We start from the raw sequence: 12,571 nt of genomic DNA on the forward strand, positions 1-12,571 counted from the left end.
GGGACCGCCTGGCGGGAGACGCCGCATGCGTGCCGGCCCGCTCTGGTTCTTCCTGGTGGCGCCCGGCCTGGGGGCGCTGTCGGGGGTGCTCTACGGGGCGATCTTCGCAGTTGGGCCGCTGACCGGCACGGCGATCCGCGGTGCGATCATCGGCACGCCGATCCTGCTCTACGAGCGCCGGCTCCTGATGCCCGACCTGCGCGACCGCATCCGCGCCCTCGCGACGCCGCTGTTCCTGATCGCCACGGTCGCCCTCTACATCGCGTTCATCGTGGCCGGGAACGCGGTCGCCAGCACGGTGCTGAACCAGCTGTTCCGCTTCATGTACAGCGAGCGGAACGCGATGCTGATGTCGCAATCCGGCCTGCTCTACGCCCTCGCGATCTCGGCCCTGATGGTGTTCGTGTTCCGGGTCCGCGACCTGATCGGTCCCAGCGTGTTCGCCAACCTGCTGATCGGGCGCTACCACCGGCCGATCAGCGAGGAACGGATCTTCCTGTTCCTCGACGTGACCGGGTCCACGCGTTTCGCCGACCGCTACGGAGACCGGGCCGCCCAGGCCTATCTCGGCCAGGTCTTCAACGCCCTGGCGCTCCCGGTGGCGCGCGCCCGCGGCTCGATCGACGATTACATCGGCGATCTGGCGCTGGTGACCTGGACCATGGATCGGGGCCTGCGCGACGCGGCCTGCCTGCGCTGCGTGTTCGAGTTCGCCGCGCGTCTCGCCGACGACGCGGACAGCTGGCGCGCCCGCTTCGGGCAGGTGCCGGAATTCCGCGCGGCGCTCCATTGCGGCCCAGTGGTGACCGCCGAGATCGGCCTCGAACGCCACAAGATCGCGTATTTCGGCGACGTCGTGAACACCACGGCGCGGCTGGAGGCCCTGTCGAAGACCCTGGGGGTCCATGTCCTCGTGTCGGCCGATCTCCTCGCCCGGATCGGCCCGCTGCCCGACGACCTGACCGCGGAGGCACTCGGCGCCCATAGCCTGCGCGGACGCGCGGAGCCCCTGGCGGTCGCGGCGATCCGGCACCGTGCGGCCGCGGGACCGCCGACGCCGCCCGGGTGAGGGAGCGAGGCGCGCCGAAGGCGGTTCCTGACGGCGTCGCGGTGCCGCAAGCCGCTTCGCGTCAGAGGCCGAGGGCCGTCAACACTGCCCGCGCGGCACGCGCGCCGTCGAGCGTCGCCCCGCCGACCGTCATGGCCCCGCCGCCGGCCAGAGCTTCCCCGGCGAAGAAGACACGCCCACCCACCGGTTCGCGCAGGCGGTCGCGGGATTCCGCATGGCCGGGGGCCACGATGGAGTACGATCCCTGCGCCTGCGGATCCGTCCACCAGCCCGCCAGCCGTCCGGCCACGACGGCCTCCCGGGCGTCCGCCCCCAAGATCGCGGCGAGGCGCTCGGTGGCCAGCGCCACGGCGGCGGCTTCACCCGCCCGGCACAGATCCCGCGCCAGATCGCCGCCGAGATTGGCCACCGCCAGCGGACGGCCGAAGGGCTTCATCTCGAAGTAGATCGTCGGGCCGCCGGTGGCCACCGAGACGGCGTCGCCCAGCGCGGCCGTGTCGAGCCGCGCGGGATCGAGGCGCAGGCCGATCTTGGTGTAGGCGCCCATCCGCAGACCGTCGAGCGCCGTCCGGGTCGGGTCCGGAAGTGCCGGCGTGAACGTGAGCGTTCCGGCTCTCAGCACGCCCACCGGAACCGTGACGATCACGGCCGCCGCCGCGAGGGGACCGCGCCGCGTCTCGACCCGGACCTCGCGGCCCGACCAGTCGATCGCCTGCACCGGACAGCCGAGGCTCACCGGCAGATCCCCGAAATGCCGCGCCACCAGATCGCCGTAGCCGTCGACCCACAGATCGGAGCCGGACCAGAGGCGATCGTAATCGACGGCCGACACCCGCTCGGGATCCTCGCCGAGGGACAGACGGCTCAGGCCCGCCGCAGCCTGGACCGCGTCCGGGCCGCCGACCCGGGCCGCGTCCGCCAGGGAGGTATCGCCGCCCTTCGGGACGAGGAGCGCGTCGAGCCCGGAGAAGCCGGCGCGGCGCGCCGCCGTCTCGGCCGCGCTGGCGGCCCTGCCATCGATGACGAGTTGGCGCGCCCACCCGTCCTCGCGGGCGATAGGGGCCGCGGACGCCCGGGCGATGGGCGCCCAGGGATTGCGCTCGGCCCAATGGATATACTCGGCCCCGGCATCGAAGGGGCAATCGGGGCCGAGGGTCCTGTCGGTGAAGGCACGTCCGCCGATCCGGTCCCGCGCCTCGACGAGGGTGAAGCTCTGCCCGGCCGCCCGCAGGGTCGAGGCGGCCGCGAGCCCGGCCGCGCCGGCACCAACGATCACCACGGATCCGCCCCGGGCGCGCGCCCGGATCGCCGGGGCCGCCAGAACCATCGAAGCGAGGATGGTGCGTCGGGTCGGTGTCATGGCGCGCCCGCTCGGATCCGTCCCGGAGGGCGTCGCCCCCCGCGCGCAGAGCGGGGCGACGCGCTATCCGCGCGCGCCCTGGCTGGCCGAGCGCTTCTCCATCATGGCCTTGACCTGCATCAGTTGGTCCCAGACCTGACCCGGCGAGGTGCCGAAGAAGTCGAAGCCCGCGCTGATGCCCAGATAGATGCCCACGCAGATCAGCGGCACGAGCACCCAGGCAAGCACCTCCTCGCCGCGTCGACGCCGCTGGCGCCGGCGCCGGCGCTCCTCGCGCCGGGTGAGCTTCTTGGGGGGCGCCGCCGGCTGCGCGACGGGGGACAGAGGTCCCTCGTGCAGATTGTCAGTCATCGGGCGCCTCCTCGCCGCGGCGCATTCGCGTCGCGGCGGTCATAGACCGGCGAACCCTCCTCCGGAAGGCCACCGGCCGGCGTGCACACCATTAGGCGCGCACGAGTGGCACCTTCGGCACGGTCCGGATGCCGCCACCCGAGCTGCCGCCACCGCCCTTGTTGTCCTTCGGCGTCTTCTTCCGCGCCGCGGTGCGGGGCTTCGCGCGCTTGTGGCGCTTGGCGGCGTTGGTCACGTCCTTCTCGGGCTTCGGCGTGACCGGGCCGGCCGGGAAGTCGAAGCCCAGGCTGTCCTTCGCACCGGCCTTGGCCTCGGCATCCTCCGGCTTGCGCACGACCACCCGGACCGCACCGCCATCCTTCAGCTTACCGAACAGCACCTCGTCGGCGAGCGGCGTCTTGATGGTCGACTGGATCAGCCGGGCCATCGGGCGCGCGCCCATCGCGTCGTCGTAGCCGTGCTCGACCAGCCACTCGCGCGCCTCGTCCGAGAGCTCGATCGTGACGTTGCGGTCGGCGAGCTGCGCCTCGAGCTGGAGGACGAACTTGTCCACCACCTTCGCCACCACGTCCTTCGGGAGATGGCCGAAGGAGATGATCGCGTCGAGGCGGTTGCGGAATTCCGGCGCGAACAGCTTGTTGATCGCCTCGACGTCGTCGCCCGTGCGCTTCGTCTGGGTGAAGCCGTAGGCCGACTTCGCCAGGTCCGAGGCGCCCGCGTTGGTGGTCATGATGATGATGACGTTGCGGAAATCGACCTGCTTGCCGTTGTGGTCGGTGAGCTTCCCGTGGTCCATCACCTGCAGCAGGATGTTGAACAGGTCCGGATGCGCCTTCTCGATCTCGTCGAGCAGGAGCACGCAGTGCGGGTGCTGGTCGATCCCGTCGGTGAGCAAGCCGCCCTGGTCGAAGCCCACGTAGCCGGGGGGCGCGCCGATCAGGCGGCTCACCGTGTGGCGCTCCATGTATTCCGACATGTCGAAGCGCAGCATCTCGACGCCGAGGGACGAGGCGAGCTGCTTGGCGGCCTCGGTCTTGCCGACGCCGGTCGGGCCGGCGAACAGGTACGAGCCGATCGGCTTGTCCGGGTCGCGCAGGCCGGCCCGCGCCAGCTTGATCGCCGAGGTCAGGGCCTCGATGGCGTTCGGCTGACCGTAGACCACGCGCTTCAGGTTCTCGGTCAGGTGCTGGAGCACCACCGCGTCGTCCTTGGAGACGGTCTTCGGCGGGATCCGGGCCATCGTGGCGATGGTCGCCTCGATCTCCTTGATGCCGATGGTGCGCTTGCGGCGCGCCTCCGGCACCAGCATCTGCGAGGCGCCGGTCTCGTCGATCACGTCGATCGCCTTGTCGGGCAGCTTGCGGTCGTTGATGTAGCGGGCCGACAGCTCCACCGCGGCCTTCACGGCCTCGGTCGTGTACTTGAGCTTGTGGAACTCCTCGAAGTACGGCCGCAGGCCCTTGACGATCTCGATCGTGTCCGGGATCGACGGCTCGTTGACGTCGATCTTCTGGAACCGGCGCACGAGGGCGCGGTCCTTCTCGAAGTACTGGCGGTACTCCTTGTAGGTGGTCGAGCCGATGCAGCGCAGGGTGCCGGAGGCCAGAGCGGGCTTCAGCAGGTTCGACGCGTCCATGGCCCCGCCCGAGGTCGCACCGGCGCCGATCACCGTATGGATCTCGTCGATGAACATGATGGCGTTCGGATGCGCCTCGATCTCCTTCATCACCTGCTTGAGGCGCTCCTCGAAGTCGCCCCGGTAGCGGGTGCCGGCGAGCAGCGTGCCCATGTCGAGGGAGAACACGGTCGCGTCGGCCAGGACCTCCGGCACCTCGTGCTGGATGATCTTGCGCGCCAGACCCTCGGCGATCGCGGTCTTACCGACACCGGGATCGCCCACGAGCAGCGGGTTGTTCTTCTGCCGGCGGCAGAGGACCTGGATCGTCCGCTGGACCTCGCTCTCGCGGCCGATCAGCGGGTCGATCTTGCCGTCGCGCGCCTTCTTGTTGAGGTTGACGCAGTAGGCGTCGAGCGCATCGCCCTTCTTCTTCGCGCCGCCGCGGGGATCGCCCTCGTCGCTCGGGCGCTCGGCCGCGCCCTCGTCCTCGGCGCCGCGCACGGGCTTCGCCTCGGAGGCGCCCGGCCGCTTGGCGATGCCGTGGCTGATGTAGTTGACCGCGTCGTAGCGGGTCATGTCCTGCTCCTGCAGGAAGTAGGCGGCGTGGCTCTCGCGCTCGGCGAAGATCGCCACCAGCACGTTGGCCCCCGTGACCTCCTCGCGGCCGGAGGACTGGACGTGGATCACAGCGCGCTGGATCACGCGCTGGAATCCCGCCGTCGGCTTGGCGTCCTGCCGTCCGTCGCCGGTGAGGTTGGAGAGTTCCGTATCGACGTAATCGACCAAGCTGCGCTTGAGCGTGTCGATCTCGACGTTGCAGGCGCGCATGACCGCGGCCGCATCCTGATCGTCCACGAGGGCGAGCAGGAGGTGCTCCAGCGTCGCGTATTCGTGCCGGCGCTCTCCCGCGAGCGCCAGGGCGCGGTGGAGAGCTTGTTCTAGGCTGCGTGAGAAGCTTGGCAAAGCGGGCCTCTGTGTGGGTGCCTACCGCGAGCGGCGCCTATTTCTTTTCCATAACGCACTGGAGAGGATGTTGGTGTTTGCGCGCGAAGTCCATGACCTGCGTCACCTTGGTCTCCGCCACCTCGTAGGTGAAGACGCCGCACTCGCCGACCCCGTTCTGATGCACGTGCATCATGATGTGGTAGGCGTCCTCGTGGCTCTTGTTGAAGAACCGCTCGACCACCAGGACCACGAACTCCATCGGCGTATAATCGTCGTTCAGAAGGAGTACCCGGTACAGGCTCGGCCGCTTGGTCCGCGGCTTCGTGCGGGTGATGATCGCGGTGTTGGACCGGTCGTCACCCCCGGGGGCGCGCGAACCGGATGCCGTGACCGCGAAGCGCGCCGGCCAATGCCCCTTCGTCGAACTCGCGGTGCCCTGCATGGGGACCTGTGTCATGTGCGTCGAACCGATCCCTTGATTGGAGCGGGCGTCGCCGGCCCTGACGGCCGATTCTGTCCTGGCCTGTCGGGAGCAGCGCTCAGCTCCACGGTGGCTAATCTACAGACGGTGAGCCGACTTCGCCAGACGCCTGTGCGCACTTGTCCGCCCCGCAGGCGCGTCGCCCGTGCGGGTACCGGGACACTAATGCGCGTGTCCGGAACCGGCCGCCTCCCCCGAGGGCCTCTTCGACGGCAGAAGGTCGCCGGCCAGGGCCAGCACCGTGTTGCCGGCCAGGGCCGAGCGAGCCGCGATCCGCTCGCCGGCCCGGTGGAGATACGCGGTCTGGATGGCCAGGACTTCGGCCGGGCTGCGGGCCGCCGCGAGCGCCGCCCAGGTTGCTCGTAGATCGTCCGCGGCCTTCTTGGCCGCGTCGAGCCACTCGATCCCGAGGGTCTGGGTCGCCCGGGTCGCGTTTCCGAAGCGCCGCAGCGGCGTCCCGAAACCGGGGAAGCCCGGGTACGAGGGGAAGGCCGTGGGTCTCTGCATCGCCGTACTCCGGACCGCCGCCCGACCAGCCGGCCACGGGCGACCGGCGTCCTCGGATCCGGCCGGAGAGTGTGCGCCACCGCCGCCAGCGTCAAGCTTTCGCCGGCAAGGGCCGTCGACGACGGCCGATAAGCGACCGCCGGACCGACACGTTCCGGCATTCGATGCGACGGCATTAACGGGCCTGTAACTGCACCTGCCTAACTCTCCACTGATGCAGCGGGGCCACGCGATCGGCGTGACGCCCACGCAGAGGACACGACCGGCGAGATCCGGTCTCGCGAGGCAATCAGGCGTGATGCGTAGCGTAGTAGGCCGCTCCCGGACGATTCCAGCGCTCCCGGCCGCGATGCTGGCCGCCGCGGTCCTGACGGCCCTGGCCTCGCCGGCCGAGGCCCGTCGCGGACGGCACCACGGCCACGGCCATGCCCGGGCAAGCGGCGGCTACAATCCGCCCTACGCCGCGATGGTCGTGGACGTGAAGAGCGGGAAGACCCTGCACGCGGTCAACGAGGACGCCCTCCGCCATCCAGCCTCCATCACGAAGGTGATGACGCTCTACATGCTGTTCGAGCAGATGGAGCGGGGCAAGTTCGCCCTCGATTCCGAGCTGACCATCTCGGCCCACGCCGCCGCCCAGGCGCCGTCGAAGCTCGGCCTGCGCCCCGGCCAGACCATCGCGGTCGAGGACGCCATCAAGGCGATCGTGACCAAGTCGGCGAACGACGTGGCCTGCGCCATCGGCGAGAACATCGCCGGCTCCGAGGAGCGCTTCGCCCAGATGATGACCGCGAAGGCCCATGCCCTCGGCATGAGCCGGACACACTACGCCAACGCCTCGGGCCTGCCGGACCCGGACCAGCTCACCACCGCCCGCGACCTGACCGTGCTCGCCCGGGCGATCCAGGACCGCTTCCCGCACTACTATCGCTACTTCCAGACCCGGTCCTTCGCGTTTCGCGGTCGGGTGATCGGCAACCACAATCACCTGCTGGGCAACGTCCAGGGCGTCGACGGCATCAAGACCGGCTACACCCGGGATTCCGGCTTCAACCTGATGACCGCGGCGAAGTCCGAGGGCCGGCAGATCGTGGCGATCGTGCTGGGCGGTAAGTCCGGCGCGAGCCGCGACCGGATCATGGCAGACCTCGTCCGCGCCAGCCTGCCGCAGGCCTATGCCGGCGCCCGGATCTCGGCGCCCGTCACCGAGGTGGCCGAGCGCGCCCGTCCGGCGGTGGTCGCCGACGCGGTCTCGCGGACCCGCACGCAGGTCGCCTCCGCGGACGACGAGGACGTCGAGACCACCGGCACCACCGGCGAGCCCCTCGACCTCGCCCCCGCCAAGACCACGACGCCGGGCGGCACCTGGAAGCCCGGCCCCCAGGGAATCCCGAAGGCCGCCCAGGCCTATGCCGGCGCCAGCGGCGCCCAGCCGCCGTTCCCGGGCGCGTCCAAGTCGACGGCCCGGGTGGCGTCGCTGGAGCGCGACGAGCCGCCGAAGGCGGTGTCCGGCGCCCGCGTCGTGCCCACCGCCTGGGTGATCCAGCTCGGCGCCATGGACGACGAGACCAAGGCCCGCTCGATGCTCTCGGAGGCCCGCGCCAAGGTCGGCGGCAGCCTGTCGAAGGCCGCCCCCTACACGGTCAAGGTCGAGCACGGCGGCACGACGCTGTTCCGCGCCCGCTTCTCGGGCTTCGCCGAGCAGGATTCGGCCCAGGAAGCCTGCTCGGCCCTCAAGCGCAGCGGCTTCAACTGCTTCGCGACCCGGAGCTGAGCCGCCCGCGGCCCTGCTCAAGACCGTCCGGCGCGCCCGCGCGCCGGCTCAGGACGGCTGCGGCGGCGTTCGCCCGCGGCCGACGATCGGTATCTCTCTGACAACGCGCGTGGAGTTCAGCGATGTCGGTTCAGAAGCCTGTCCCGGGCCGCGTTGACGCGCGCCGCCCGCTCGGCGCTGCCCCCCTGGTCGGGGTGAGCCCGCTTCATCAGAGACCGGTGGGCCGACCGGATCTCCTCAGCGGTCGCCCCGCGCTGAAGCCCCAGGACCTGGTACGCCTCCTCCTGCGTCATCGCCCCTGGGTTCGGCGGACGGCGCGGCCGCGGGTCGCGATCGCCCTCAGCGTCTACACGCCATCCGGGCGCCCGGCGGTCGAGATACGGCTCTAGCAGGGCGGCGCCCGCAGCGTCGCGCAGGCGGCAGACCCGCAGCAGCTCGACCACGGCCCCGGTGGGCATGGTGTCGAGCCACGCCCCCGCGCCCGGCCCGGCGATGATCCGGCCGGTGCGCAGGCTGCCGTCGGGGCGCAGGAGGGCGTCGATCAGGATCGTGCGGAAGCGGCGATCCTGGGAATCTTGGGGATCGTGGGAATCTTGGGGATCACGGGGATGCCCGCCGGATCCCGGCCGGATGAGGCGGCGCAGGCGCGCCGTCATCGAGGCCTGTCCCTCGATCATCCAGACGCCGCTGAGCCCGAGCAGTGCCGCGAGAACGAGGTTCCCGTGGAGCATCAGGAACCCGGCCGCGATCAGGGCGAACGCACCGAAGGTCGGCAGCCGTTTCCGCCCGAGCGCGGCGCCGAAGCCCGCACCGAGGCCGCGCCTGAGCTTCCGGCCGAGGCCGCCGCTGTTCTTCGACAGCCACCACAGGGTCAGGCAGGCGAGCAGGCCGGCAAACAGCGCCATCGCTCAGCGCCGCACGCCGTAGGTCGCGGAGGCGCTTCCGCCAATCCGGATGCGCGTCCCGTCGCCCAGGTCGAAGACGCCCGGCCGGCGCGGCGTCGGCGGGCGGGCGCCGGCATCGCAGCCGGGTTGCGGCGGCAGGCGCACGCCCTCGGGCAGATTCTCCGGACAGAGGCGCGCGCGGGCAGGCTGCTCGGCGGCCTGCGCCGGGCCGGCAGCGAGCGGGACGAGGAGGGCGAGGAGGGCGACGCGCGTCATCGGCGGTTCTCCGCGACATCCGCGGTCGTGACCCGGACCTGCCGGATCCGGCCGTCGCGCGCGATCTTCAGGGTCATGCCGGTGCCGAGGCCCGCCTCTTCGAGGGCCGCCGTCAGATCGGCCAAGCGGTGGACCGGACGACCGTTGGCCTCGACGATCACGTCGCCGATGTCGCCGGTCTGCGGATCGACGCCGCGCAGGCCGGCCTGGGCGGCCGGGGAACCGGGCACCACCCGCACGATCACCACGCCGTCGATGCCGAGGCGCGCCGTGGCCGCCTCCTGGGCGGCGATGATGCCGATGCCGGGGTTGCGGACCCGGCCGGCCTTGATCAGCTCCGGCACGATCCGGTTGACCACGTCGACGGGGATCGCGAAGCCGATGCCGGCGCTGGCGCCGGACGGCGAGACGATCGCGGTGTTCACGCCGATCAGCCGGCCCGCGGAGTCGAGCAGGGGGCCGCCGGAATTGCCGGGGTTGATCGCCGCATCCGTCTGGATGACGCCGGACAGTTCGCGCCCCTCGCTGGTCGGCATGCGCCGCCGCACGGCGCTGATCACGCCGGTTGTGAGCGTGTGGTCCAGGCCGAACGGGTTGCCGATGGCGAAGGCCGACTGCCCGACCTTGAGGTCGGCCGAGGTGCCGATGGCCAGCGGCGGCGGCATGTGCGTCACCCGACCGAGCTGCAGGACCGCGAGGTCGTAGGACGGCGCCAGTCCCACGAGGCTCGCCGAGACCACCGTGCCGTCGCTCATCCGGACGGAGACGGATCCGCCGCTCTGCGCGGCGTTCTGGACCACGTGGGTGTTGGTGACGATGTGGCCGGCGCCGTCCCAGACGAACCCGGTGCCGGTCTGCGTGCCGCCCTGCTCGCTCCCCTGATCGTCGAGATCGAGCAGATCGCGGTTCTGCGCGGCGCCCTGCGCGAAAACGTGAACGACGGACGGGCTCGCCCGCTCGAACAGCGCGATGGTCGCGGCCTCGGACTGGGCGAGGTCGCCCCGGGCCGTCACCGCCCGCGGGGTGTCCGCCGAGTAGAGCAGCGGCTGCAGGTAGGGCTGGGCCACGTAGAGCGCCAGCAGGACCAGGACCGCGGCGAGCACGATGCGCACGGTACGATCCGGCACGGGTGACTCCGAAAGAAGGCCGAAGGCATGCCCTCGTCGGGCGGAGCCTTAAGTGCGCGTTCAGGATCGGGGCGTCAACACGGAGAGGCGCCGCCGCCGATCGGTCCCTGACGTGTTCTGCCGCACGTCGGCGGCCGGCGCAGACTGGCTAACGGAATGGTCATCATTCGAGAGCCACAATTCTCGCAAGTCTACGGTGGCGTAGACGTACTCAATACGGACCTGGAAAACCGGACAGCGCCTTCCCACGTGCCTCGGCACCGGGCGCTGGCTTCGAAGACCGCCCGAATTGATCGCAAAGTCGCCGCAGAGATGCTTGCATTGACGCTCAGACCATCGATCCCCGCCGCTCCTGGATTGAGCCCGGCGGCGGCGATCTGAACGGTCCAAAACGGTTCGGAAGGACGAGTACCCATGGAAACCGAAGCTCTGGAACGGCCCGCGGATCTGACGATCTGGCGCACGGCCTCGGCGAGCACCCCGCTCGCGCAGCCCGAGCGCTACGACACCCTGCGCGAGGCGATCGCCGCAGCGGCCGGCGCCCTGTCCGACCCGGCCAAGCAGCCCTGGATCATCACCGAAGAGGGCGAGATCCTCTCGCCGAACTGGATCCGCACCTACCTGAACTGACCCTCAGCCGACCCGAAGAACGGGGATACCGGGGATGGCGGCGGGAAGTCCCGCCCCGGTACCCCGCGGGGTCACTCCGCGGCATCCGACTGGCGGAAGCCCTCGATCCCGACCTGATCGGGATTGATCGCGTGCAGCGCCCGCCGGGCGGCCTCGAGGGGGTGCTCGGCCTCGATCCGGACCGAGGTGAGATCCGGGCTCTTGTAGACCGTGACGATGGTGTCCATCACCTCGGTGAGCGTCGTGCGCTTGTCCTCCGGCGCGGCGATCAGCAGCTGGAGCCCCCAGGCCCGGTAGAGATCGACCAGCGCCTGGCTGTTGCGGACATCGAGCTTCGAGAACGCCTCGTCGAGGAGGCACAGGCCGAGCCCCGGATTCTCGTCGCCCGGCCGGTCGCCCGGGTAGTAGGCGCTGGCCAGCGACGCGGCGATCGCCACGTAGAACGGCGCCTGGGCCTCGCCCCCCGAGCCGCGCAGCGCCCGCGCCGACATGGTGGTGCGGTTGCCCGCCCGGTCGCGCATGCCGATCTCGTACACGAAGTAGTTGCGGTAATCGGCCAGCCGCGCCGCGTCCTCCTGGCCGGCGATGAGCGCGGTGATCTCCTCCAAGGCCGCCGCCATCGGCCCTTCGGCCTCCCCGGCGAGCAGGGCCTGCGCGGCCTCGGGGGAGCGGGCCGTCTCGGTGGCGAGCGCGTGGACGGCGGCGTAGCGGCGGTCCACCGCCGCCTCGAACGCGTAGGTCTGGCCGGTGAAGCTGCGCGCCGAGAGCCGCTCGTTGAGGGCCGCGAGCCGGGCATGGACCCGCTCGAACCGGTCGGCGAGGCGCGTCAGGAGGTCCTCGGTCATGAGCCGGCGCATCTCGACCTCGGCCCGCTCGGCCTGCGCCCGGTAGCGGCGGAGTTCGTGCCCTTCGACGGCCTCGTATTCCCGCCGCACCCAGGCGAAGCCGTCGATCGCCGGGGCGTCGCCGCCGGCCGCGAGGGGGTTCTCCACCCGCCACGCGGCGCAGGCTTCGGCCAGTTCCCGCTCGGCGATCCGCCCGTGCGAGCGGGCGGCCTCCGCGGCGTCCCGGGCGAGGCCGCGCTCGGCGGTGACCCGGGATCCGGCCGCCTTGACGTCGAGGCCCGCGAGATCCCGCCGCGCCTGCGCGACCACGCCGAGGTCGAACGCTTCGGAGCGGGCGAGGCGCACCCGCGCGGCGTCGCCCGCACTCAGCTGGCGCAGGGCCGCGCGGCGGGCCGCCAGGGCGGCGCGGACGGCCTCGCGCATCGGCCCCATCCGGGCGCGCAACGCCGCCTCGTCGGCGAGCAGCCGGTCGAGCTTGGGTTCCAGTTCCTCCGCGAGTTCCCGCAGGTAACCGACCCGCTCGGTGGTCAGCGCGGCGATCTCGGCGGCGAGCCCGGCGGTGTCGCGCTTCTCGATGCCCTCGCGCTCGGTCTGGAGGGTGCGCCGCCGTCCGTCCAACCCGTCGAGTTCGGCCCGCAGGGCCTCCACGTCGTCGAGGCCGCGGGCGATGCGCGCCCGGACCGCAGCGGCCGTCCGGGCGGCCT

The 12,571-nt window shown here is 71.5% G+C and carries 12 protein-coding genes; 3 read left to right on the forward strand and 9 right to left on the reverse strand.

Annotated elements, in window-relative coordinates; translation table 11 throughout:
* The first annotated feature begins 25 nt into the window (after positions 1-25).
* Entirely contained in the window at positions 26-1,069 is a 1,044-nt protein-coding gene (locus tag AC1DXK_RS21615; RefSeq protein ID WP_457106053.1) for an adenylate/guanylate cyclase domain-containing protein, read from the forward strand.
* Positions 1,070-1,130: 61 nt separating this feature from the next.
* Here AC1DXK_RS21615 and AC1DXK_RS21620 read toward each other — a convergent pair whose 3' ends face one another.
* From AC1DXK_RS21620 to AC1DXK_RS21640, 5 genes are all read right to left on the reverse strand, one after another.
* On the reverse strand, positions 1,131-2,429 hold the full coding sequence (locus tag AC1DXK_RS21620) for a flavin monoamine oxidase family protein (RefSeq protein WP_457106054.1): 1,299 nt from the start codon (positions 2,427-2,429) through the stop codon (positions 1,131-1,133).
* A gap of 63 nt (positions 2,430-2,492) precedes the next feature.
* Positions 2,493-2,780, reverse strand: coding sequence for a hypothetical protein (locus tag AC1DXK_RS21625; protein ID WP_457106055.1), 288 nt, complete (start codon positions 2,778-2,780; stop codon positions 2,493-2,495).
* Between the two features lie 91 nt (positions 2,781-2,871).
* On the reverse strand, positions 2,872-5,361 hold the full coding sequence (gene clpA / locus AC1DXK_RS21630) for an ATP-dependent Clp protease ATP-binding subunit ClpA (RefSeq protein ID WP_457106056.1): 2,490 nt from the start codon (positions 5,359-5,361) through the stop codon (positions 2,872-2,874).
* Positions 5,362-5,398: 37 nt separating this feature from the next.
* Complete coding sequence (gene clpS, locus AC1DXK_RS21635; protein ID WP_457106119.1) at positions 5,399-5,785, reverse strand: ATP-dependent Clp protease adapter ClpS; 387 nt, start codon at positions 5,783-5,785, stop codon at positions 5,399-5,401.
* Between the two features lie 201 nt (positions 5,786-5,986).
* Positions 5,987-6,331 carry a phasin family protein gene (locus AC1DXK_RS21640; protein WP_457106057.1) on the reverse strand — a complete coding sequence of 115 codons (345 nt, stop codon included), beginning with the start codon at positions 6,329-6,331 and terminating at the stop codon, positions 5,987-5,989.
* A 298-nt stretch (positions 6,332-6,629) separates the two neighbouring features.
* Between AC1DXK_RS21640 and AC1DXK_RS21645 the strand changes: the two genes are divergently transcribed.
* Positions 6,630-8,105, forward strand: coding sequence for a serine hydrolase (locus AC1DXK_RS21645; protein ID WP_457106058.1), 1,476 nt, complete (start codon positions 6,630-6,632; stop codon positions 8,103-8,105).
* Between the two features lie 116 nt (positions 8,106-8,221).
* On the opposite strand, the gene AC1DXK_RS21650 is transcribed toward AC1DXK_RS21645, so the two are convergent.
* The 3 genes from AC1DXK_RS21650 to AC1DXK_RS21660 are packed head-to-tail and all read right to left on the reverse strand — an operon-like array spanning position 8,222 to position 10,392.
* Positions 8,222-9,010, reverse strand: coding sequence for a J domain-containing protein (locus tag AC1DXK_RS21650; protein ID WP_457106059.1), 789 nt, complete (start codon positions 9,008-9,010; stop codon positions 8,222-8,224).
* Between the two features lie 3 nt (positions 9,011-9,013).
* The gene (locus AC1DXK_RS21655) at positions 9,014-9,265 is read right to left on the reverse strand and encodes a hypothetical protein (RefSeq protein ID WP_457106060.1); all 252 of its coding nucleotides are present in this window, start codon (positions 9,263-9,265) and stop codon (positions 9,014-9,016) included.
* Entirely contained in the window at positions 9,262-10,392 is a 1,131-nt protein-coding gene (locus tag AC1DXK_RS21660) for a S1C family serine protease (protein WP_457106061.1), read from the reverse strand. The genes AC1DXK_RS21655 and AC1DXK_RS21660 overlap by 4 nt, the downstream gene beginning before the upstream one ends.
* Positions 10,393-10,806: 414 nt before the next feature.
* Between AC1DXK_RS21660 and AC1DXK_RS21665 the strand changes: the two genes are divergently transcribed.
* Complete coding sequence (locus AC1DXK_RS21665; protein ID WP_457106062.1) at positions 10,807-11,022, forward strand: hypothetical protein; 216 nt, start codon at positions 10,807-10,809, stop codon at positions 11,020-11,022.
* 71 nt (positions 11,023-11,093) lie between these two features.
* Here the strand turns inward: AC1DXK_RS21665 and AC1DXK_RS21670 are convergent.
* Positions 11,094-12,571: SbcC/MukB-like Walker B domain-containing protein (locus tag AC1DXK_RS21670; RefSeq protein ID WP_477299027.1), on the reverse strand; the 1,478-nt coding region annotated here is incomplete at its 5' end.

This window comes from Methylobacterium sp. P3_A11, assembly GCF_056403155.1.

Coding starts and splice junctions, on each gene's coding strand:
- clpS (WP_457106119.1), bottom strand. CDS start 5,785: ATGCAGGGCACCGCGAGTTCGACGAAGGGGCATTGGCCGGCGCGCTTC.
- AC1DXK_RS21620 (WP_457106054.1), bottom strand. CDS start 2,429: ATGACACCGACCCGACGCACCATCCTCGCTTCGATGGTTCTGGCGGCC.
- AC1DXK_RS21655 (WP_457106060.1), bottom strand. CDS start 9,265: ATGACGCGCGTCGCCCTCCTCGCCCTCCTCGTCCCGCTCGCTGCCGGC.
- AC1DXK_RS21665 (WP_457106062.1), top strand. CDS start 10,807: ATGGAAACCGAAGCTCTGGAACGGCCCGCGGATCTGACGATCTGGCGC.
- AC1DXK_RS21615 (WP_457106053.1), top strand. CDS start 26: ATGCGTGCCGGCCCGCTCTGGTTCTTCCTGGTGGCGCCCGGCCTGGGG.
- AC1DXK_RS21640 (WP_457106057.1), bottom strand. CDS start 6,331: ATGCAGAGACCCACGGCCTTCCCCTCGTACCCGGGCTTCCCCGGTTTC.
- AC1DXK_RS21650 (WP_457106059.1), bottom strand. CDS start 9,010: ATGGCGCTGTTTGCCGGCCTGCTCGCCTGCCTGACCCTGTGGTGGCTG.
- AC1DXK_RS21645 (WP_457106058.1), top strand. CDS start 6,630: ATGCGTAGCGTAGTAGGCCGCTCCCGGACGATTCCAGCGCTCCCGGCC.
- AC1DXK_RS21625 (WP_457106055.1), bottom strand. CDS start 2,780: ATGACTGACAATCTGCACGAGGGACCTCTGTCCCCCGTCGCGCAGCCG.